Source organism: Hominimerdicola alba, from assembly GCF_900109655.1.
Taxonomy (GTDB): Bacteria; Bacillota; Clostridia; order Oscillospirales; family Ruminococcaceae; genus Hominimerdicola; species Hominimerdicola alba_B.
This window is the reverse complement of sequence record NZ_FOAT01000005.1, coordinates 123583-146731: the sequence shown is the minus strand read 5'-3', so window position 1 is coordinate 146731 and position 23149 is coordinate 123583. Positions and strand designations below refer to the sequence as shown.

Here is a 23149-nt window from a genome sequence, read left to right as displayed (position 1 = left end):
ATAGGCGGATACGAGCCGCCCGCCCGAGGGCAAATTCTGATTTATCTGAGCAGATAAAATAAATACAATGCCCCGAAGCGCTTTTGAAACGCTTCGGGGTAAAACTTTTATATGGGTATCCGTCATAAACATCATTCGCGCCGCATCAGTGAATGGCTGTGGATAAAGAACTCTTCCTGACTTGGCTGCCATGTCTTTTCCTTTGGCGGAAAAAGCGCATCGTACTCAGCCACCGCCTGTTCATCGTCGCAGGGGTCAGCGGCATCGTTCTGGTGATAATACCATTTTCTGCCATCGAACACACCGTCTTTCAGTGTCTTCACCAGCAGTGCCGAAGGGTAGATATCTCCCTCAAAGCATACGTTGTACTTCAGACAGCTTTTATAGCCCCGTGCAACGTAGTTATCTGGGTTGCCGAAGTTTATCACGGTATCATAGCCCATCTCTTCCGCCAGCCTGAAAGTGTATTCAAGCAGTGCCTTGCCAAGCCCCTGCCGCTGATAATCTTTTTTTACGCAGAGAGGTCCCATGGTCAGCACGGTCTTCCTGTTGCCCTGTTCATCGGTTATATCCGATTCCGAGTACATCACACAGCCCAGTATCATGCCATCGCTTTCGATTACGTAGTCAAGCTGCGGCAGAAACGCCTTGTGCTGTCTGAGAAGATGTATAAAGTAGTGCTCACTGCACCCCGGAACGCTGAGATTCCAGAACGCCTCACGAGCCATTTCCTCTACCTCGCGGTAGTCCTTTTCTGTTTCCTGTCGAATGATATAGTCTGTAATTTTCATTTTTTATCCTCCTGATAGTGTTGACCGCCCACGGGAGGTTTGTGCAGATAGTATTCGCAAACCGTCCCGTTTACGCTGCTATCTCCATTTTGCTATTTGTCAAAAAGACAACTCCTTAATATAAAATAAGGCACGGAGCTTATCCGTGCCAAGTGCGGGTGACAGGACTTGAACCTGCACACCGTTCGGCATTAGAACCTAAATCTAACGTGTCTGCCAATTTCACCACACCCGCATATAAAATACCGCCCCCGATAAGTACCGAAGGCGATAAATGAGCCATTGGAGATTCGAACTCCAGACCCTTTGATTAAAAGTCAAATGCTCTGCCAACTGAGCTAATGGCTCATTTGCTCTGAGATAACTCTCATAACAACTCGTATATTATAGCATCTTTTTTATGATATGTCAAGTGCTTTTCAAAAATTTTTTTCAGAAAAACAGCTTTTGATAAAATCACCCCTTGCACAGCCGGAAAGCGTACCGCCTTTCGAGGCTTGTCCGGACTGGCTCTGCCGATTTGAATGCTATGTTTTGGTTGTCCTCTTTTTTGTACTTTTGTTTATCGAAAACATGTGCACGTTAACAGAAAATCCAAAAATACTCAATTATGATAACAATTGAGAAATGCATAATATCGTAATTGTGAAGAATGGATATTGACGTTCACGGCGGTAAGTGATACAATGATAGTGTGGATAATGTTGCACATTTTCACAATAGATATAATAGCAGGAGAGAACAAAAAATGGAATTGAATGTACTTCGTCTGCTGGAAAAAACAGCGGACAGATTCAAAACAAAAATTGCCTACTCCGACAGTGATGAGAGCCTGAGTTTTTCCGAGGTCACCGAACGCGCTAAGCGTATAGGCAGTGCCCTTGCGGAGAAGATACCCGCAAGATGTCCTGTGGCTGTGATGTCGGGCAGACGTGTCCATACCCCGGTGATATTCCTGGGCATCGTGTACGCGGGCTGCTTCTACGCACCTATGGACAGCACTCAGCCCAAAGCCAGACTAAGGGATATACTCTCGGTGCTTCAGCCGAAACTGCTCATCGCAGACGAGGAGGGAATGAAGACAGCCCGTGAACTGGGCTTTGAGGGCGAGATACTGTCAGCCGAGGAACTTGCGGCTCACGAGATAGATCAGCCTGCCCTCGATGAAAGGGCGCGTTATGCCTGCGCTGATGACCCCCTTTACGTGATATTCACCTCGGGTTCAACAGGCAAGCCAAAGGGCGTTATAACTTCCATGATGTCCCTGATGTGCTACATAAGCGCGTATCTCGAAGTCATGAAGATAGATGACAGCGATGTGCTGGGCAATCAGTCGCCCCTTGATTATATCGCGGCGGTAAGGGATATCTATGTGCCTATATTCACAGGTGCGTCGATGTTCATAATACCCAAGCAGTGCTTCATGATGCCCGCAGAGCTTTTCAGGGTGATGAACGAGAGGAAAGTCACTGCCGTGGGCTGGAGCGTTTCGGTATTCACCATAGCGGTCAAGCTGAAAGCCTTTGAGGGCGAAAAGCCTGAGTACCTGAGAAAGGTATGCTTCTCGGGCTCGGTGATGCCCTGCAGTGCCCTTAGAGTATGGCAGAAGGAACTTCCCGAATGCAAATTCGTCAACCAGTACGGACCTACCGAGTGTACGGCATCCTGCACCTATCACGAAGTTGATGGTATCGTTGAGGAGGGTGACACTCTCCCCATCGGCAGACCTTACAGGAATTACAGGGTGTTCCTGCTTGACGATGAAAACAAGCCTGTGAAAACAGGCGAACAGGGCGAGATATGCGTCAGCGGACCCATACTCGCGCTGGGATATTACAACAATAAGGAACTTACAGACAGTTCGTTCATTCAGCACCCGCTGAACGGTGCATACAATGAACTTATCTATAAAACAGGAGATTACGGGATATTCGATGAAAGCGGTGTGCTGTGGTTCAATGGACGCAAGGACAGACAGATAAAGCACCTTGGTCACAGGGTGGAGCTTTCAGAGATAGAAAATGCCGCACTTAGACTGGAAAGCATCAGAGAATGCTGCGCCATGTACCTCAAAGAGAAAGAGCTTATATATCTTTTCTACACAGGTACGGCAACGGTCAAGGAGGCAGCGGTGCATTTCAGGGGGATACTTCCCGGATTTATGGTGCCCCGCAAGCTGATACAGCTTGAAGAGCTCCCGCGTCTTGCAAACGGCAAGACAGATATGCGCACACTTGCGGATATGATGAAGTAAGGATTTAAGGTATAGTAAAAGACTTCAGAAATTGCACTTTGAGAACGAGTAAAAGTTCGATATATGCTTTTGCGAAGTTCTCAAAGCAGCAATTTCGAAGTCGTTTTCTATGAAACGTAGGAGGAACAAACCATGAAAGAACAGCTTTTAGAATTACTGGAAGAGATAAGACCAGATGTTGATTTTGAAAATGAAAAGCAGCTCATAACTGACGGCGTGCTGGATTCATTCGATATAGTATCGATGGTAACAGCTATGAACGATGAGTTTGATATCGAGATAGAGGTGGGCAATCTTGTGCCCGATAACTTCAACAGCATCGAGGGCATGATGGCTCTCATCGAAAAGCTTCAGGACGAGGACTGATACCGCGGCATGGAGAAAGAGATATTAAAAAAGGCGGCTCACACCCTAGGCACGCCCTGCTATGTGTTTGATACCGATGCTTTCGCAAAGCGCACAGCGGCGGTAAAAAATGCCTTCGGTGACAGGGTCGGGCTTTGCTATTCCATAAAGGCGAACCCTTTTCTGCTGGCGGCACTGCCCGAGGAGTTTTCGTATATCGAAGTATGCTCTCCGGGAGAGCTGAGCATATGCGAAAAAGTGGGTGCGCCACTTGACAAGATAATTTTCTCGGGTGTGAACAAGACAGAGGAGGATATCGCACGTGCTTATGCTGACGGCGTTGCGATATTCACTGCTGAAAGCAAACTGCACGCTGAATTTATAAACGAGTGCGCAGTTAAAAACGGCGGTAAGGTTAAGATGATACTCAGGCTGGCACATGGCAGTCAGTTTGGTATGGATAAGTCCGATCTTCTGGACATTATCGACCGCAGAGATCAGTTTGCGGGCGTTGAGATAATTGGTCTGCATTATTTTACAGGTACGCAGAAAACTAAGGTGAAGACCATCGAAAAGGAGCTTTCGCTTTTAGATGAGCTTTGCACCGAGCTTGAAAACGAGCATGGCTACAAGCCCTCGCATATAGAGTACGGCACGGGGCTGGCGGTGGAGTATTACAAGGATTTTACCGAAAGCACCGATATTGCGCTGCTTGAAGAAGTGTCCGAGGTAGTGAAAGCATTTGCTGAGAAGTATCCCCTGACAGTTGAGATGGGCAGATTCTTCGCGGCTGTATGCGGAAGCTATCTGACCAAAGTAATGGACATTAAGACCACAAATGATATAAATTACGTGATATGCGACGGCGGTATAAATCATGTGAACTACTACGGTCAGAACATGGCTATGAAAGTGCCGCCCATAGAAGTCTTGGATAGATCGGGTGAGGAAAGCGACTACTGCCTTTGCGGAAGTCTGTGTACCACCGCGGATATCCTTGTGCGCAAGGCAACTCTGCCTGCCCTTGAAAGAGGGGATATCATCGCATTTTCAAAGTGCGGTGCCTATTCCGTGGCTGAGGGCATCGCGGCATTCCTTTCGAGAGATATGCCCGCAGTGGCTCTTTACAGCGAAAAGGACGGACTTAGCGAACAGCGCGGACACATCGCGACATACCCCTTGAATTCACCGCAGCGGAGGTAATAACTTGAGCTATACTTCGATAAATTACCTGCTGTATGTGGCGGTATGTCTGCTGTTATACGGTATTTTCCCAAAGAATAAGAGATGGTGGGTGCTTCTGCTGGCTAGCATGGGCTTCTATGCGATAGTCTGTCTGAAGTACATCGGATTCATCATAATGACCGCTGCGACTACCTACGGCGGAGGACTGTGGCTGGAAAGCTACATCGAGAAAAAGGATGCCTATCTGAAGTCGCAGAAAGGCAAGTGGAGCAAGGAAGAAAAGAGCGCTTTCAAGGATAAGGTAACGATCGGCAAAAAGCGTATATGCGCTTCGGTGCTGGTGCTGAACTTCGGCGTTCTGGCGTTTCTGAAATACTTCAACTTCTTTGCAGATACCATAAACTCTATAACAGGGCGGACAAGTGTTCCCAATCTGGGATTGTTCCTGCCCCTGGGCATTTCGTTCTATACCTTCCAGTCGATGGGGTATATCATCGACATCTACCGCAAAAAGTACAAGGCTGAGCGGAATTATCTGAAATACCTGCTGTTCGTGTCCTTCTTCCCCCAGATAGTGCAGGGACCCATAGCCTTTTACAGCGACCTTGCTCATCAGCTTTACGAAGGTGAGCGCATCAGATTTGAAAATATAAAGCAGGGCGTTCTGCTGATAACATGGGGCTTTTTCAAAAAGCTGGTCATCGCTGACCGTCTTGTGGGCGCGGTGCAGACAGTACCCAATGACTGCGACAGCTTTTCGGGCACGGCGGTACTGCTTACGGCGCTTATCTACGCTGTACAGCTTTACGCTGATTTCTCGGGCGGTATAGATATCTCCCGAGGTGTGGCACAGCTTTTCGGCATAAATATGGCTGAAAACTTCAAACGCCCCTATTTCGCAAAGGATATCTCTGATTACTGGCACCGCTGGCACATCACCCTTGGTGCATGGCTCAGAGAATACCTGTTCTATCCCGTGGCTATGTCAAAGCCTTTCCAGAAAATGGGCAAGGCACTGAAAGCTAAGTTTGGCATGAAGATATCAAAGGTACTGCCTGTAAGCCTGGCTTCGCTGATAACCTTCCTGGTGGTGGGCATATGGCACGGCGCTAACTGGAAATATGTGGCTTTCGGCGTGTGGAACGGCGGTATCATAATGGTATCGACACTGCTGGAGAGCAATTTTGAAAATTGGAAAAAGAAACTTCATATCGAAAATACCAACAAGCCCTTTATCGCATTTCAGCTGTTCAGGACTTTCCTGATAGTTCTGGTGGGCTATTACTTCGATATCGCACCTGATTTTTCGACCGCTATGCACATGATGTTTATGTCGGTGACAGACCTGCACCTCGGTGAGCTTCTCAGCAAGGATTTCCTGACATCGATAACACTGAGCAGAGCCGATTTGATCGTGGTGCTTGCCGCAATGGCAGTTATGCTGATAGTATCCCTGAAACAGGAGCATTCACAGACTACGCTGCGTGAGCAGATATGCAAGAAGAATTTTGTTTTCCAGTCGCTGATATTCATAGTACTGTTCTATGCAGTTGTGATATTTGGCTCATACGGACCGGGTTCAAACCCCGCGGATTTCTATTATATGCAGTTCTGATAAGGAGAGCAGGAGACATATGAAAAGCAATAAGATGAAACGTGCGGTGAAGCTTTCGGCGCTGGGTATCGTTATGCTGCTTTTATTCGTGCTTTTATCATGGGTCATGCAGTATACAGCTATCAGCTCGGAAACTCATGTGCGGAACTTCTACCGCGAACCGGAAAATACACTTGATGTGGCGCTGATCGGATGCAGTGAGGTCTATGCGGATTTCTCGCCGCCCATCGCCTATGATGAATACGGATTCACCAGCTATAATCTGGCTTTTGAAGCTGCGCCGGGTCATTTGTATAACTCGATGCTGGATACCTTTTTATCAAGGCAGAAGCCCCAGGTAGTTGTGTTTGAGGTCAACGGATTTTTCTACAACAGCGATCACCCGTATCAGGAAGGTGTGAAGCGCAAGTGGATAGACAATATCAAAAAGGACAAGCAGTGGTTTGAACTTATCCAAAAGGAAGTTCCCGAGGATGAGCGTGTCGATTATTATGTTGGTCTGCTGAAATATCACGATAACTGGAAACACCCAATGATGCTTGCAAGCAGACAGTATCAGCTGTGGCTCAACAACAAGGGCGATGTTTCGATGATGAAAAGCTTCGGTACAAGGACGACTACCGATTCGGCAGTGAAGAAGACCAAGAAAAGGAAACATAAACTTGGCGAATACGGCATAAAGAACCTCACAGCGACTCTGGAACACTGCAAGGAGCTGGGTCTGGAGAACGTGCTGTTCATACGTGCGCCTCACAAGGATAAATTTACCCCTGAAACGGATGCAGAGCTTAAAAAGCTGATAACCGACGCGGGCTACGATTATGTTAATTTCGAGTACGATGAGAATATCGGCATAGATGAGAACACCGATTATTACAACGGCGACCATCTGAACGTTTTCGGCAATGAGAAGAATACTCTTTATCTCGGCAAATATCTGGTGGATCACTATGATATAAATACCACTCACTCTGAAAAGGTCGATGAGCAGTGGCATGAATGCGCCGAGTATACCCATAATATTTTCGATATCCTCAAAAAGAAGACCCTTGAGGAGGAAGACGTGCAGTATAACGAATTCTGCGATTTCGGCAAGAGCACACTTTCGCTGAGGAAAAAGTATGCAGAATTCAAAAACAGATTCTCGGGAGAATCATCCTCCGCTAAAGAGTGATATTGACAAGCGGGTCTGCGGATGTTATACTAATATTATTAATAATTCTGCCGAAAGGCTAAAGGAGTAATTGACATGGATAAGAAGATAACTGTTATCAAGGGCGACGGTATAGGTCCCGAGATAGTTACTGAGGCTATAAAGGTGCTTGACGCTGTGGCTGCAAAATTCGGGCACAGCTTTGAATACACAGACATACTCATGGGCGGCTGTTCCATAGATGCCTGCGGCGTTCCGCTGACAGATGAGGCTGTTGCTACCGCTAAGGCTGCCGATGCCGTTCTGCTGGGTGCCATAGGCGGAAACACTTCCACTTCTCCCTGGTACAAGCTGGCTCCCAACCTCCGTCCCGAGGCAGGTCTGCTGAAGATAAGAAAAGAGCTGGGACTGTTCGCTAACCTGCGTCCCGCTAATCTTTACGACGAGCTGAAATTCGCCTGCCCTCTGAGAAGCGATATCATCGAGGGCGGTTTCGATATGATGATAATGCGTGAACTCACAGGCGGACTTTACTTCGGTGCAAGAAAGACCGAGGAAGTTGACGGCAAGATGACAGCTGTTGATACCCTGACCTACAACGAGGACGAGATAAGACGTATAGCTATCAAGGGCTTCGATATAGCTATGAAGCGCCGCAAGAAGGTAACAAGTGTTGATAAGGCTAACGTTCTGGATTCTTCAAGACTTTGGAGAAAGATAGTAAACGAAGTTGCACAGGACTACCCCGAGGTAGAGCTGGAGCATATGCTGGTGGATAACTGCGCTATGCAGCTGGTACGTGACCCCAAGCAGTTCGATGTAATACTCACCGAGAATATGTTCGGTGATATCCTTTCCGATGAAGCTGCGATGGTAAGCGGTTCTTTGGGTATGCTGGCTTCTGCTTCGCTGAACGATACAAAGTTCGGTCTGTACGAACCCAGCCACGGTTCTGCACCCGATATTGCAGGTCAGGACAAGGCTAACCCTCTGGCTACCATACTTTCCGCTTCGATGATGCTTAGATATTCCTTCGATATGGACAAGGAAGCTGACGCCATCGATGCCGCTGTAAAGCAGGTACTGGCTGAGGGCTACCGCACAGGCGATATCATGTCCGAGGGCATGAAGCAGGTAGGCTGTAAGGAAATGGGTACTCTGGTAGCAGAAAGAGTATAATACATAATGTTTCGGTGGGGGCTGTCATTTATGGCAGCTCCCTTTTTATAGGGAGATAACAATGATCTTTGCGGATTTGGAAAAAGATGTGATATACCCGGTGCTTCTGTGTCTTATCATCGGGACTGCTGGTATATTCGGTGCTGTGTACTCACGGAGATATAAAAAAGTTCTGAAAAAGACGGCGAGGTATGCAGTGGGGGAAATCAGGGGTTACAGGAGCTATCTTAAAAGGCACGGGCGTTTTATCGAGCGTTACCGCGATATTACGGCGGTATGCACGCCGCCCGACAGTGACACTCCCGAGAGATATATCATCACTACACAGGGGCATTTCACCTTTCGGTACAGGTGGGTGAAGCAGGTACGTCTGACTTTTCCCGAAAAGGGTGCTCCGCTTTTGCCCGAAGATGTTGCGCAGCTTAAATTTGACAGCATAGCTGGTCTGATCGCGGGCAGTATGTTTCTGCTTATGGCGTTATGTGTCGTGATAGGTCATATTCTAGGTCGATAAGTGAGATATCTGCGGGCTGACATAAAATCCCAAAAATTTTAGAAAACATATCAGATAATGTTTCGGTGGGGGCTGTCATTTATGGCAGCTCCCTTTTTATAAGGAGATAACAATGATCTTTGCGGAAATATTTGCGGTGGTGTTTTATATCGTGCCGGGAATTGCAGGGATAAAAGGCGCTGCTGTTTCATGGAAGAACAAATCGGGAGCGTGAACGATAAAATGTCCACTCTCGATTTAATCTGTTGTTATACTATCTGTCTGTTATATTGTACAGCTATTTCCCGCTTGCTCATCCTGTATTGACATCCGCCCATGCGGGTGCTATAATTGTCTCATGGAAAGCGGGGTGCTGTTGTGGATTTTTATGCCAATGAACTTGACAGCCTGAAATATCTGGTGGCAGGCAGTCTTATCGCCGAGGACGGCTTTCTGCATATGCGCCGTGTGCTGGATTGCCATGTGCTTATCCTGGTGCTTGAAGGTACGCTATTTATCACTCAGGATAACAGAGAATTCGCCATAGGTTCGGGCGAAACGATACTTCTTGCCCGCGGGCTGGAGCATTTTGGTACCAAGCACAGTGAGGGCAGGTTATCTTATTTGTGGGTGCATTTTTGTACAGACAGCCAATGGCAGACCACCACGCCCGAAAACTATGCCTGCCATCTGCCCGAAAGCTTCACCGTCACCAATACAGGCAGACTGCGCAGGATCTTCGATATCATGCTTGATTGTTCCCGCCGCGAGGATGCCACAGCCCCCGAAATGACCCTATGTGCGCTTAAAATGCTCCTGCTGGAATGTTCCTATCAGGCGGGCATTGAAGAACAGGGCATCAGCCCCCTTGTGCGTGAGGTCGTTATGTGGGTGCGGAGAAACTGTCACCGCAGGCTTACGGTCGCCGATATCGCTGAAAGATTCCACTATTCGCCCGATTATATCTCAGCGCTGTTTCGTCGGGAGATGGGCAGTTCACTGTCCGCTTTTTTGAACAATTGCCGAATGGAGCTTGCGAAAGACCTGCTCTCCGAGGGGACTGTCAGCATCAAGGAAGTCGCCTATTCCTGCGGCTTCTCTGACGAAAAATACTTCACGCGAGTGTTCCGTAAAGCGGCTGGTATGACACCTACCGAGTACCGCGCAAAGGGCGGGGGAGAGTGAACCCTCAGCCATATGATAACAAGATAAGGAGTACATAAATATGGACAGATTTTTTGCTGTTATATCACGTATGAAATACATAAACCGCTGGGCGCTGATGCGCAACACCATCAAGGAGAATATCAGCGAACATTCCCTTGAAGTCGCATTCATCGCCCATGCCCTGGCACTTATCCGCAACGAGCGCTTCGGCGGGAACGTTAATGCCGAAAGATGTGCGCTTCTGGCGATGTATCACGATACCACCGAGATAATCACAGGCGACCTGCCCACCCCCATAAAGTATTACAGCAAGGAGATAAAGGGCGCTTACAACGAGGTGGAAGAAAAGGCGAAAAACACCCTCATAGGTTATCTGCCCGATGACTTGAAAAAGTATTACGAGCCCCTGCTTTCGCCCACCGATGAGGAAAAGGAGCTCTGGAAGCTGGTCAAGGGCGCGGATAAGCTCTCGGCGCTGATAAAGTGCATCGAGGAGCGCAAGATGGGCAATGCAGATTTCGCTTCGGCAGAAAAATCCACCATAGAAGCTATACACAAGCTGGCGATACCCGAAGTTGAGGCCTTCCTCGAAGAATTCATACCCGCCTACGACCTTACCCTTGACGAACAGGCTTGACCCTCCGCATAAAATCCAATTCACTCTTGGAGAAAATTTGTTGATAAAATTCTTGCAATAATGGGAGATATGTGTTATACTAATATAGTATCTCTATTAAACAATGAGGGAAAGAAAAAATGAGTGAAAAAAGGATAGGCTCAAGCTACGGCAAGCTGATGATGAACACCATCGTCTTTGCCATCGGCTCATTCAGCTCGAAAGTGCTGGTGCTGCTGCTTGTGCCGATATATACCAAACATCTGACACAGTCAGAGCTTGGCAGGACTGATTACCTCACCCAGATAGCCAACTGGATAATCCCCCTCGCTACCATGACCATCAGCGAAGCTATAATACGCTTCGGATTGGACAAGGCTTACGATAAGAAAAAGGTATTCACCATCGGAAATGTGGTGTGCGGCGCGGGTATGCTGATATTCGCGGCGCTACTTGGACTTATCAGCCTTATCGGGGTGGCGGATAAATGGATAAGCGGCTACGCGGTCCTGCTGTTTTTGTATGTATTCATGTCGGGAATAAAGACATTGTATACAACATTCGTGCGGGCGATGGAAAAGGTGCAGCTGTTTGCGGTGGCGGGCATAGTCGCCACGTTCTTCACACTGCTGTTCATGGTGCTGTTCTACCTTGTGCTGCCGAAGGATTTCCTCGGGGCGAACACGGGTATTCAAAAGTACCTGCTGTCTACCATATTATCCGATGCGATAACCGCCGTATTCGTGACCATAGCGGCAAAACTCTGGAAGTATATGGACTTCAAGTATATCGACAGGGAACTTTTGCAGACGATGCTGCAGTATTCAGTACCGCTGATACCTGCACAGCTGCTTTGGCTGATAACCAACAGCTCCGACAGCTTCATGACCACCTACTATATCGGTGAGGACAGGAACGGCGTGCTATCTGCGGCGTATAAGATACCTAACCTTGTGGCTACGGTGTATATGATGTTCGGGCAGGCGTGGAATATGTCTGCCATAACCGAGAACGATTCCGAGGACAGGGATAAGTTCTACGAAAAGGTATTTGATTTCAACCAGAGCCTGCTTTATATACTGGCGGCAGGCTGTCTGCTCATTGTACAGCCGATCACGATGGTGTGGATAGACAGCAAGTTCCGCGAATGTGTCAGGTATTCGCCGCTGCTGATATACTCCACCATATTCTCGTGCTTGACCACATTTATGGGCAGTATCTACCTCGCCAGCAAACTGACGAAGCGTTCGCTGTTCACAAGCCTTATATCGGGCGTTATAAACGTGGGGCTGAATATCGTGCTGATACCCACCATAGGTCTGTACGGTCCGCCTCTTTCGACTATCGCCAGCTACATGACAGTGTTCATTATACGCGCTATCGATTCTAAAAAGATAGTACCGTTCAAAATGGATATCCGCAAGATGATAGTCAGCAACGTGCTGGTCATGATGATGACGGCGGTACTCGTTAAGGAACCCGACCTCATGCACCACAAGCTGCTGTACCTTGTGGTACTTGCGCTGTTCTGTGCGGTGTTCGTTATCAATATGGAGTCCATAAATAGCCTGTTCTTCCGCTTTATGCCGAAGCGCATAGCTGAAAAGGTAACGAATCTGGGTACAAAGAAGCTTTCGCTGATAGCCGCGGGAGTTGTGGCATTTGCAGGACTCAACCTGCTGTTCAAGTGCGTACCGCTGATACTTGTGCTGGCTGCGGGATATGCCTTTGGTATAAAGCTGGATGCGCCAAAGATATTCCTGTTCTGTCAGGTGCTGTGTTCGGCGCTGATATGGCTGCTTTTCAGCCATATATTCGGAGCGGGAGTGCTGTTCATCATGTGCGCCGCACCCATAGTTATGTACAGGAAAAAGCGCTATATCGCCATGGCGGTAGCATCTTTCGATCTTCTGCTTGGGGCGCTGATACTCAGTGATCTGGGCTGGTTCCTGTTCCTGATACAGCTTATCGCGCTGATAATAGTATACCGCAAGTCCATAGACGAATTTGCACTTGATTATATCGAATACGGTACTCTGGGACCGTTGGACAGGATCACCGGTATGATACCGGTACGCCGCCGCGGCGGGAAAACCACTTCAACAATAAGCGAACTGCCTGACAGCAATGAAGCTGACAGTCAATAATACATTAAGGAGAGATAAATATGGCAGAACTGAAATTTGAGATCGTGGAGCACGTAGGTGTGCTTTCCGAGAACGCTAAGGGCTGGACCAAGGAACTGAACAAGGTAAGCTGGGGCGATCACCCTGCAAAGTACGATATCAGAGACTGGTCACCCGACCATACAAGAATGGCTAAGGGCGTAACACTTACCGATGAGGAGCTGGCTACCCTTAAGGATATCCTAAACGGCGAGGTAGAGGACGATATTGACGAATCTCAGATGCTGTAATATCGTTATAGTTAACGACATTAGAAATTGCACTTTGAAAACGAGTAAAAGTTCGATATATGCTTTTGCGAAGTTTGCAAAGTAGCAATTTCAATGTCGTTTATTATAAATAATATGTTCAGTATTATCCCACAAATTTCTCATGGAGGTTTGTGGGATTTGCACTAAACCGAAAAGAAAGTTAACAAATTGTAAAACTTGACATGATGGTTAAATGCTAATTGAATGTTCATATTTATTTAATAATTATCTGATATAATTAAATCCAAAGGATTATATTAAACTTTCTTACAAACTTATAATAAATATATGGTTCGGAGGGAACAGGGATATGGAACAGCATGGTATCAGTAAGCTTGACCTGAAAAGGCGCAACAGGATGCAGGTCCTGAAGATCTTGAAGCAGAGGGGACCTACGTCGCGAATAGATATCGCAGGCACTTTGGAACTTACCAGGGCAGCTGTAACTATTATTACAAATGAAATGATCGAGCAGGGCATAATCCAGGAGATAGGCGAGTACAAGCACATCACCGAGAAAGCGCCCCGCGGCAGAAAGAAGATACTTATAGATATCAATCATCACTATAAGTTCGTTATCGGTGTAACTCTTGAAGAGGACATCGTCAGCGTGGGTCTTTCTACTCTGGCAGGCGCAGTACTTGACAAGAGAAATCTTTCGATAGATCATACCATCGAGTACAACGCTATTTTCGACTTCGTAAGGAAGTCCATAAAGGAAGTACTGGCTGATAACTGCCTGGATAAGAACTCTATCTTGGGCATAGGTTTCGGCGTATTCCCCACAATGTATGAGAAGCTTGGCGTTGAAGTCAAAGACGGTATCCCCGATTATTCAAAGGTACGCAACCTTATCAGGGGCTATACCGATCTGCCTCTGGTGTTCGATAACTCTGTAAAGGGCACCGCTATGGCGAACATCGACTTCCTCAAGACCAAGGATCCCAACAGACAGAATATCGCTTTCCTGCAGTACGGTAATAATATGAACTTCGTTGTAACAAACCTCAACGAGCCTATCGTTTCGTATGATAACAGAACAGGTTTCGTTGATAAGATGATCATCAATCCTTACAGCGAAAGAGTATGTGAAAAGTGCGGCAGACGCGGCTGTGTTGAGAACGAGATCACTCCTTCTGCTACATTTGCAAAGCTGAGCGAGGTATACTCACCCGATAGGACACCTTACCTTTATGAGGCATCCAAGGGCAGCTTCAAGAACGTTAAAATGGATATGGTGCAGACAGCATACGATAAGGACGATCCTGCTGTCAAGGAAGTTATCGACAGCGAGATCAAGCTGACCGCTGTGCTGATAAACAACCTGTATTTCTCCACCAATCCTCAGAAGATAGTTCTGCACCATTTCACAAACCACACTAACAGCGAGGTCGATTTCAACCGCATCAGAAATGCCCTCAACGAGATAGGTGGTCCCCTGGTTGCAGGCAAGATCGAGACTTCTATTATCGAAGACAAGCACCGCTTCCTGTCGGGCTGCGCTCTGGCTATCAGAGAACTGTTCTTCAACCGCGGCGGATTCGATGCAAATTCATAATAAAATCTTCCCCGAGGGTCGAACTCTCGGGGATTTTTTGGGAGAAAACAATGTTTGAATACAGTAACGAAAAGGCAATAGAATACATATTCGGGTTCTCACATTCTGGCAAGCCCGTGAAGGATCTCAGCCGCATAAAAAAGCTGATGTCAGCCATAGGCGACCCTCAGGACAGGCTGAGATTCGTGCATATCGCAGGCACCAACGGCAAGGGCTCAACAGCGCGTATGTTTGACGGCGTGTTCCTCCGCGCAGGGCTGAAAACAGGGCTTTTCACCTCGCCGTTCATCATCGAGTACGCCGACAGGATACAGGTGAACGACAGAAATATCGACGGCGAAGCCCTTGCAAGGCTGGCGGGTAAAGTACATGAGGCAGTGTCCCAATTCCCCGAAGATACGGGCTTTTCCCAGTTTGAGATAACTCAGGCGATAGCCTTCCTGTACTTTGAGGAACAGGGCTGTGATATCGTCGTGCTTGAAACAGGGCTGGGCGGTCTGCTGGACTGCACCAACATCATAACCACGCCTCTGCTGACCGTAATTACCAAGGTTGATCTTGACCATACCGCCATATTAGGAGATACAGTCGAGCAGATAGCGTCACAGAAAGCAGGTATAATCAAAAGGGGAGTGCCTTGCGTACTTAGTGCGGGCAACACCGAGGAAGTCAGGGCTGTTGTGGCTGAAAAGGCACGTGAAATGGATTCGAGCCTTGTAATACCCGACGCTGATAAATTATCAGTACAAAATTCAGGACTTGATGGAACGGACTTCACCTACAATGGCAAAAACTACCATGCTTCCATGGCAGGCATTCATCAGACAGATAACGCACTCTCGGTGATAGAGGGCTGTGAGATACTGCGTGAGAAGCTTGGTCTTTCCGATGAAGATATCCGCGAGGGTATAGCAGATGCTGTACTGCCCGGCAGGACGGAGATACTTTCCCGAAAGCCCCTTGTTATGCTGGACGGCGGTCACAATCCCGATGGAGTGCGTGCGCTTGCAAAGGTCATAGCTGGGAAGCGCCCATGCCATGCGGTAATTGGTATGTGCCGCGACAAAAATCTCCGCGAGGCACTGAGTGTGCTTATTCCTCACGTTGACAGCTTCATCACCGTTGACGGCTTCTCCGACCGCGCCGAAAATGCGTCGGAGCTTGCAGAGCTGATAAACGCTCTTGGCGGAAAAGCCTCGCCAGCTAAAAACAACTTGCTTACCGAGATTGAAAATATGAAACAGCAAAACAGTGATGGACTGACGCTGGTCTGCGGTTCGCTTTATCTGGTCTCAGCAGTGCATGAGATCTACAAGAATAACTAATAAGATAGAAAGCGTGATAATATGAAACTCTTTATAGCATCCGATATACATGGTTCGGCTTACTGGTGCGAGAAAATGCTGGCGGCATTTGAAAAAAGCGGCGCTGAAAAAATGCTCCTGCTGGGGGATATCCTCTACCACGGACCCCGCAACGACCTGCCCGAGGGCTATGAGCCCAAGAAAGTCATTGCCATGCTGAATCCCCTGAAAGACAAGATACTCTGCGTGCGCGGCAACTGCGATACCGAGGTCGACCAGATGGTGCTGGAATTCCCGATAATGGCTGAATATGCTTTCATCTATGACGATAATTTAACAATATTCGCTACCCACGGCCACAAGTTCAACTGCGATAACCTGCCCCCAATGAGCAAGGGTACGGTGCTTCTCCACGGGCATACACACGTGCCTGTTATCAAGGATCACGGGGATTTCACCTATATCAACCCGGGTTCTGTGTCCATCCCCAAGGAGGGCTCTGATCACAGCTATCTTATTCTGGAAAACGGAAAATTCACATTCGGAAAATTGTAAAAAAGCCTGTTTTTGTATTGTGCAAATCTTATAAAAATTTTATAACCTCTTGAATAAATTATAAAAATGTGATACAATTAAGAAAGAAGTAAAATTCGCTGTGTCATCACTTTTCAAGGGGGTGAGTGAATGGAAGAGAATAACAGGCTTAAAGCCGGCATCTGCTGTGTTGATTTTACAGCAGGCGGTAAGATAGTTTCTGTAGACGATGATTTTTTCGGCTTTACAGGGTACAGCCGTGATTATGTTCTGGAAAAGGAGCTTACATTCTACTCGCTTTTTGAAGAGAATGAACGTGAAAAGATCGAGGAATACATCAACAGCATTTCTGATGATAACAGGGCTTTCTGCGTAAGACTGCCCATAACCGCTCGGGACGGAGGATCCATCTTTGTGCACTGCTGCGGTATAATCAACGACAGGAGCCGTGTTGATGTGGTTTTCACCAACTGCAGCTGCCATGACAGGCTGGAGAACGAATATAAAAAGCTAACGCGCAAGGTTGCAGAACAGCGTGATAAGCTGCATATGGTGGCTGAAAATACCGACGATGTTTACTACGATTACGATGTAAAGCGGGATATCATGCACCTGACTGTCAGCATCACAAGGTTCAGGCTGGATTATGACAATACTCTGGAAAACTTCCTGGGCAGCAGGGCGGCGGAGGAATTTCTGCACCCCGAGGACAAGGACGCTTATTTCGATGCCTGGGAAGAAGCTCTTCAGAAGCCTATGAAAGGCACTATGGAGTTCAGGACAAAGGCGTATGACGATGATTATTGCTGGTACAGTGATGCGTATATCAGCTTTGCGGACGAATCGGGCAATGTTACCGAGGTCTTCGGCAGACTTTCAAATATCCAGAAGCTGAAAGCTCTCGCTACCAAATCCGACAGCGATACCGAGTATATCAAATTCCTGTTACAGTCCGACCAGCTGACGGGGCTGTACAACCGCAAGGGCTTCACCCAGCAGGCGACGAATATGCTGGCGAAGCGGGAAAAGGATATGGTATATGCCATAGTGTATACGGATATCAATGAGTTCTCCTACGTTAATGAGAACTTCGGATATGAAACGGGCAACGCTATGCTGAGGGATTATACCGCCTGTCTGCGGGGCGGTGCAAGCTTTGTTATCGGCTGCCGCCTGTATTCGGATTTCTTTATATGCCTTTGCAGGGCAAATACCCGAACAGCGCTGATACGGAGCGTTGAACAGCAGAACGTAAGGTTCACCACTATGCAGAAGAAGAAATTCCCCTCGGGGGATATCCGTATCGCCTGCGGAATGTATATACTTCCCGAGGGCGAGATAGAGCTGAACACCGCCATCGACAATGCTAACCTTGCAAGGCGCAGCGTTAAGCATTCCAGCAGCATACTATGTGGAATATATTCTCAGAGAATGAGGATGCAGAAACTCTACGAGCAGTCCATATGCAACGAACTCCACGCGGCTATCAAAAACAGGCAGATAGAAATGTTCCTGCAGCCCAAGTTCCACCTTGAAAAGCGGGTGATAATCGGCGCTGAGGCTCTGGCTAGGTGGAGAAATCCCAACGGCACGTACAAAATGCCATTTGAGTTCATTCCCGTGCTGGAAAAGGTTGGCTATATCGACGAGCTGGATTTCTTCATATACGGCGAGGTACTGCGCACCCTTGAAAAATGGAAGCATGACGGCAAGCGGGTTTTTCCTGTATCGGTGAATTTCAGCCAGCATCATATCACTCAGCCGAATTTCGTTGATAATATCATCTGCACGGCGAATCTCTACGATGTTGACAGGGGAGATATCGAGATAGAGATAACCGAATCCTGTTTCTCGGGGGACACTCAGGCGCTTTTCTCGGTGATGGATAAGCTGAGAAACGAGGGCTTCAAGGTCAGCATCGATGATTTCGGCATAGGTTATTCCACCCTCAGCGTGCTGATGAATGCCCCTGTGGATATCGTGAAGATAGACAAGTCTTTCATCGATAATATCGAGCAGAACAAGAATGACCGCGATTTCGTGGCGAATATGTGCAGTCTTATCGATACTGCCAATAAGGATATCATCTTTGAGGGCGTAGAGACTGATGCGCAGGCGGCTATCCTCTGCCAGAGCGGCTACACCAAGGCACAGGGCTGGCTCTTTGATAAGGCTATGCCTTTGGGCGACTTTGAAGAAAAGTATATGTACGATGATAATAAGTGATATATCAGGCTGCTGTACGGACGGCAGCCTGTTTTTACGCATCAAAAAAGCACTCTCCCGCGGGAAAGTGCTTTTGTTATCATAAGATCATTTACATACTCTCGGGACAGCCTATCTTCAGCATATCCAGTATATTCTTGATTATCTGCTTTACAGCCATGGAGAGTGCAAGTCTTGCCTGCATAACGTTCTCTTCCTCGCCCTTGATACGGCAGGCGTTGTAGAACTTGTGGTACAGTGTAGCGATATCTACCGCGTACTTGGTCACCTTTGCAGGGTCGTAAGCCTTTGCAGCTTCGGTTATGGTGGTGGGCAGAGTTGCCATCAGCTTAACAAGCTCCAGCTCCTCGGGTGTGCTGAGGGCTTCAGCCATATCAGCAGTAAAGGGCTTTGCTTCGATGTTCTCCTCTTTCAGCTTCTTGATCACCGAGCATATACGTGCGTGTGCGTACTGAACGTAGTATACGGGGTTCTGGCTGGAGTTGGAGATAGCCAGGTCAAGGTCGAAGTCGAACTGTGAGTTGGGCTCACGCAGGTTGAAGAAGAATCTTGCCGCATCTATCGGTATCTCTTCCAGCAGAGTATTCAGTGTGATAGCCTTGCCTGAACGCTTTGACAGCTTGTAGGTCTCGCCGTCCTTTACAAGTCTTACCATCTGCATGATAACTACATCCAGCTTCTTCTCGTCAACGCCCAGAGCTGTCATGGCAGCTTTCAGACGGGGGATATAACCGTGGTGGTCAGCGCCGAAGATATCTATCGCTTTATCGAATTTACGTACAGCCAGCTTGTTGTAGTGGTAAGCGATATCAGGCACGAAGTAGGTAGGTATGCCGTTGTCGCGGACAAGCACTCTGTCCTTTTCGTCACCGAAATCGGTAGTCCTGAACCACAGCGCACCGTCCTGCTCATAGGTGTATCCGCCTGCTTTCAGCTTCTCGATAACTTCCTGTACAGAGCCGTCATTGTGCAGTGTGCTCTCTCTGAACCATGTATCGTAGCTAATGCGGTACTTGGCAAGGTCCTTGTGCAGACCATCGATATTCTTGGGCAGAGCGTAGTCTACCAGTGCCTTCTTGCACTCCTCTTCGGGCTGTGCAGAAGCTATCATGCCATATTCGTCAAAGAAATTCTTTGCATGAGCGATGATATCCATGCCGAGGTATACATCATCGGGCATGGGGAATGTTTCAGAATCTTCGTATATGGTCTTGCAGAAAGCGTCCATATCGAGGTTCCTGGCAACTATCTCCTGACCCTTGTCACTGCATATCTGCATATATCTCAGTCTCAGGGACTTGCCGAACTTCTCTATCTGGTTGCCTGCGTCGTTTATGTAGAACTCTCTCTCAACTTCATATCCTGCATACTCCATAACAGCAGCCAGACAGTCACCGATAGCGCCGCCTCTTGCGTTGCCTATGTGCATGGGTCCTGTGGGGTTAGCGGATACGAATTCCACCAGAGCTCTTTTGCCCTTGCCGAAATCTGTCTTGCCGTACTCGGTACCCTCATCGAGAACTGCCTTTACTACCGAGCCGAACCAGCCCTTGCCGTAGTAGAAGTTTATAAATCCCGGACCTGCTATCTCAACTTTATCGAAACAGCTTCCGGTGGTATCTATCTTGCCGACTATTGCCTCAGCGATCTTTCTGGGAGCGCTCCTGAAAGGCTTTGCACATACCATAGCCGCATTTGTGGAAACGTCGCCGTTCTTGGGGTCGGCGGGTATCTCAATATTGAAAGCGGGAACAGCCTCAGCGGGGAATACCTCCTCAGCCACCAGCTGACCCAGTGCGTTCAGCACCAGTTCCCTTGCCTGCGCGAAAGCTTCCTTTATCAAATCCTGCATCTTACTTCCTCCGTTTATCTCAGTTTAAGTTGAATATCTATATCAAAGGTGCCTATCAGTCCCGAATTTACATCTACCACATACGAGAAAGACAGCCTGCCTCCCTCATCTGTGAGCTTATCGGTAATCTTACGTGCCTCAACGCCAACTTCAAAATTGCCGTAAAGCGTACCGTAGACACAGTGATGCTTCTCGCCGGGTTCTATCACCAGCTCAGAGGATACATTTCCCCGCCTGGACATCACCACTTTTTTCTTGCCGAAGCTCTCTATCTTCGTGATACAGCCCTCGAAGCCCGTAGCTTCGCTTTCTTCATACTCTATCAGATAGCCGTTTGCGGTCTTTTCGTATGTTCCCACCGAGAGCACTTCTGTCTGCTCGTAATTCACAGGGTCATCGTCAAAGTCCTCGTACTGACGGCTGACGAGTATGATATCAACTTCTTTTTTATCCAAGCTCATTCTCCTAACATCGGTCAGCTTATTTTACTTATCCTGCCAAATGCATCAGTGGGCTGTCAGCACACATTTCTCAACCGTGCCCGAAAAGCTCTCTCCCAGAAATCTTTCCACGTTTTCCGAGAAAAGTTCGGGGCTGTCGGTGCAGTAAAGCTTCTGACTGCCCTGCTCCTCACGGTCTGCCAGCTCATCGCTGTATGTGAGGGTCTTGACTGCGAACCTTGCAAGCTCGGCACCTGCGGATATCAGCTTTACGCCCTCCCCCATGATGTCCGAGATAAGGTCAGCCAGCAGGGGATAGTGTGTACAGCCCAGTATCAGTGTATCCACCTGTTCGCGCTTCATACATTCAAGGTATTCCTCAGCGAAATATCTGGTAGGAGCGCAATCCTTGCCGATATAGCCGTTTTCCACCAGCGGCACGAACATAGGGCAAGCCTTGCCTATCACCTTAGCACTCGGGTCGATGCTCCTGATGACCTTGCCGTAGCTTCCGCTCCTGATAGTAGCACCCGTAGCGATAACGCCTATCCTGCCGTTTTTGGTAGATGCGCAGGCAGCGTGTGCGGCTGGCATTACAACTCCGCTGTAGCTGGGCTCTGTCTTTCCGCTGAATTCGGGGCTGGACATTATAACAGAAGATGCTGTGCCGCAGGCAACAAGTATCATCTTTACGTTGTGTCCCCTGAGAAATTCCATATCCTGTGCGGTGTATTCAGCTATTGTTTCCTTGCTTCGCGTACCGTAGGGGACTCTCGCGGTATCGCCGAGGTATACTATATCCTCGTGGGGCAGGAGCTTTGTGAGTTCTTTGACGCAGGTAAGTCCGCCCACGCCCGAATCGAATACGCCAATAGGTGAGTTATTCATAATCCACTTCCGATCTGTCAAGAGCAAGCTTTATCAGCCTGTCTTCCTGCTCGGCATAGCTTATGCCTGCGTGTTCCATCAGCTTGGGGTACATACTAATCTTGGTATGACCGGGGAGAGTATTTATCTCGTTGAGTATCACTTCGCCCTTATCGGAAAGGAAGAAGTCGCATCTTGCAAGACCCTCGCAGCCCATAGCCTTGAATGCCTTTACAGCCGCTTCACGAACCTCGTTTATCTTATCTTCGGATACTCTTGCGGGTATGTAAGTCTTTGAATCAGCATTATTGTACTTTGCATCATAATCATAGAACTCGTTAGCAGCAGCTATCTCGCCTACGGTTGAAGCGAAAGGCTCATCGTTGCCCATAACTGCACATTCAAGTTCAATGCCTACGATGCCCTGCTCAACCACAACTTTCTGGTCATGAGAGAATGCCGCCTTGATGCCTGCTTTCAGTTCATCGTAGTTGTGAGCCTTAGATATACCCACGGAAGAACCGCAGTTAGCTGGCTTAACGTACATAGGATAGCCAAGCTCTTTCTCCATCTGTGCACACTTTTCATCAAGCTGCTTCATATCGCGGTATATCATGCTTATCCACTTAGCGGTGCGTATGCCGTGAGCTTCAAGTATGGTATGTGTAACGTCCTTGTCCATGCAGCAGGCAGAAGACAGAAGGTCACAGCCCACAAAGGGTATCTCAGCCATCTGGAATATGCCCTGTATAGTACCGTCCTCGCCGTTTTTGCCGTGGAGCACGGGGAATACAGCATCTACCTTTATATTGGTGTAGCTGCCGTCATTTTCCAGCTGTATAAAGCCGCGGTGTACGGGGTCGGGGCTGAATATGCAGGCAGCGTTGTCGGGATTCTCAGCCCAGCTGCCGTTCTCGATATCCTCCACGCTTCCCATGAATCTTACCCAGTGACCCTTTTTGGTTATACCTATGCAGATTATCTCATAGCGGTCGGAATTCGCGCTGATACTGCGTATAACGTGAGCCGCTGAGACTACCGATACATCATGTTCATTGGATTTGCCGCCGAAAATGACAGCAACTTTAAGCTTTGCCATAATAATACGTCCTTTCGTGTACATACTACGTCAA

The 23149-nt window shown here is 48.0% G+C and carries 20 protein-coding genes and 2 tRNA genes; 15 read left to right on the top strand and 7 right to left on the bottom strand.

From position 1 onward, the window contains the following. Positions 1–131: 131 nt before the first annotated feature. The 3 genes from BMY75_RS07710 to BMY75_RS07700 all read right to left on the bottom strand — a co-directional run bounded on the left by BMY75_RS07710 (position 132) and on the right by BMY75_RS07700 (position 1139). Complete coding sequence (locus BMY75_RS07710) at positions 132–791, bottom strand: GNAT family N-acetyltransferase (RefSeq protein ID WP_074832062.1); 660 nt, start codon at positions 789–791, stop codon at positions 132–134. A 153-nt stretch (positions 792–944) separates the two neighbouring features. Further along, positions 945–1026, bottom strand: a tRNA-Leu gene (locus tag BMY75_RS07705). A gap of 40 nt (positions 1027–1066) precedes the next feature. Further along, positions 1067–1139, bottom strand: a tRNA-Lys gene (locus BMY75_RS07700). Between the two features lie 400 nt (positions 1140–1539). On the opposite strand from BMY75_RS07700, the gene BMY75_RS07695 reads away from it, so the two are divergent. The 15 genes from BMY75_RS07695 (at position 1540) to BMY75_RS07625 (ending at position 18857) form a co-directional block, all read left to right on the top strand. Continuing rightward, positions 1540–3045, top strand: a complete 1506-nt coding sequence (locus BMY75_RS07695; RefSeq protein WP_074832059.1) for an amino acid adenylation domain-containing protein — start codon at positions 1540–1542, stop codon at positions 3043–3045. Positions 3046–3177: 132 nt separating this feature from the next. Continuing rightward, on the top strand, positions 3178–3411 hold the full coding sequence (locus BMY75_RS07690) for an acyl carrier protein (RefSeq protein WP_013497742.1): 234 nt from the start codon (positions 3178–3180) through the stop codon (positions 3409–3411). Positions 3412–3420: 9 nt separating this feature from the next. Further along, a complete protein-coding gene (locus BMY75_RS07685; protein WP_074832054.1) occupies positions 3421–4593 on the top strand; it encodes a diaminopimelate decarboxylase family protein in 1173 nt (390 codons plus the stop codon). A gap of 4 nt (positions 4594–4597) precedes the next feature. Then, positions 4598–6190 (top strand): MBOAT family O-acyltransferase, encoded by a 1593-nt coding sequence (locus tag BMY75_RS07680; protein WP_074832050.1) that lies wholly within the window; start codon positions 4598–4600, stop codon positions 6188–6190. Between the two features lie 19 nt (positions 6191–6209). After that, positions 6210–7364 carry a hypothetical protein gene (locus tag BMY75_RS07675; protein WP_074832047.1) on the top strand — a complete coding sequence of 385 codons (1155 nt, stop codon included), beginning with the start codon at positions 6210–6212 and terminating at the stop codon, positions 7362–7364. Between the two features lie 75 nt (positions 7365–7439). Continuing rightward, positions 7440–8522 (top strand): 3-isopropylmalate dehydrogenase, encoded by a 1083-nt coding sequence (gene leuB, locus BMY75_RS07670; RefSeq protein ID WP_074832044.1) that lies wholly within the window; start codon positions 7440–7442, stop codon positions 8520–8522. Between the two features lie 61 nt (positions 8523–8583). Then, a complete protein-coding gene (locus tag BMY75_RS07665) occupies positions 8584–9036 on the top strand; it encodes a hypothetical protein (protein WP_074832039.1) in 453 nt (150 codons plus the stop codon). A 357-nt stretch (positions 9037–9393) separates the two neighbouring features. Then, a complete protein-coding gene (locus BMY75_RS07660; RefSeq protein ID WP_074832036.1) occupies positions 9394–10200 on the top strand; it encodes a helix-turn-helix transcriptional regulator in 807 nt (268 codons plus the stop codon). Positions 10201–10240: 40 nt separating this feature from the next. Beyond that, on the top strand, positions 10241–10819 hold the full coding sequence (yfbR, locus tag BMY75_RS07655) for a 5'-deoxynucleotidase (RefSeq protein ID WP_074832032.1): 579 nt from the start codon (positions 10241–10243) through the stop codon (positions 10817–10819). Positions 10820–10938: 119 nt separating this feature from the next. Further along, the gene (locus BMY75_RS07650) at positions 10939–12945 is read left to right on the top strand and encodes a lipopolysaccharide biosynthesis protein (protein WP_074832028.1); all 2007 of its coding nucleotides are present in this window, start codon (positions 10939–10941) and stop codon (positions 12943–12945) included. Positions 12946–12965: 20 nt separating this feature from the next. After that, the gene (locus BMY75_RS07645) at positions 12966–13214 is read left to right on the top strand and encodes a YdbC family protein (protein ID WP_024857565.1); all 249 of its coding nucleotides are present in this window, start codon (positions 12966–12968) and stop codon (positions 13212–13214) included. Positions 13215–13545: 331 nt separating this feature from the next. Further along, on the top strand, positions 13546–14793 hold the full coding sequence (locus BMY75_RS07640; protein WP_074832024.1) for an ROK family transcriptional regulator: 1248 nt from the start codon (positions 13546–13548) through the stop codon (positions 14791–14793). Positions 14794–14843: 50 nt separating this feature from the next. Next, the gene (locus BMY75_RS07635; protein WP_074832022.1) at positions 14844–16118 is read left to right on the top strand and encodes a bifunctional folylpolyglutamate synthase/dihydrofolate synthase; all 1275 of its coding nucleotides are present in this window, start codon (positions 14844–14846) and stop codon (positions 16116–16118) included. Between the two features lie 21 nt (positions 16119–16139). Next, a complete protein-coding gene (yfcE, locus tag BMY75_RS07630) occupies positions 16140–16652 on the top strand; it encodes a phosphodiesterase (protein WP_074832020.1) in 513 nt (170 codons plus the stop codon). A 129-nt stretch (positions 16653–16781) separates the two neighbouring features. Then, positions 16782–18857 carry an EAL domain-containing protein gene (locus BMY75_RS07625; RefSeq protein WP_074832016.1) on the top strand — a complete coding sequence of 692 codons (2076 nt, stop codon included), beginning with the start codon at positions 16782–16784 and terminating at the stop codon, positions 18855–18857. Between the two features lie 91 nt (positions 18858–18948). On the opposite strand, the gene argS is transcribed toward BMY75_RS07625, so the two are convergent. The 4 genes from argS to BMY75_RS07605 are packed head-to-tail and all read right to left on the bottom strand — an operon-like array spanning position 18949 to position 23115. Continuing rightward, positions 18949–20709, bottom strand: coding sequence for an arginine--tRNA ligase (gene argS, locus BMY75_RS07620; RefSeq protein WP_074832012.1), 1761 nt, complete (start codon positions 20707–20709; stop codon positions 18949–18951). A 14-nt stretch (positions 20710–20723) separates the two neighbouring features. Continuing rightward, positions 20724–21164, bottom strand: coding sequence for a YwiB family protein (locus tag BMY75_RS07615; RefSeq protein ID WP_170844271.1), 441 nt, complete (start codon positions 21162–21164; stop codon positions 20724–20726). 51 nt (positions 21165–21215) lie between these two features. Next, entirely contained in the window at positions 21216–22037 is an 822-nt protein-coding gene (gene murI, locus BMY75_RS07610) for a glutamate racemase (RefSeq protein WP_074832006.1), read from the bottom strand. Then, on the bottom strand, positions 22030–23115 hold the full coding sequence (locus BMY75_RS07605; protein ID WP_074832003.1) for a D-alanine--D-alanine ligase family protein: 1086 nt from the start codon (positions 23113–23115) through the stop codon (positions 22030–22032). Before BMY75_RS07605 ends, murI begins: the two co-directional genes overlap by 8 nt. Between the last annotated feature and the right edge of the window lie 34 nt (positions 23116–23149).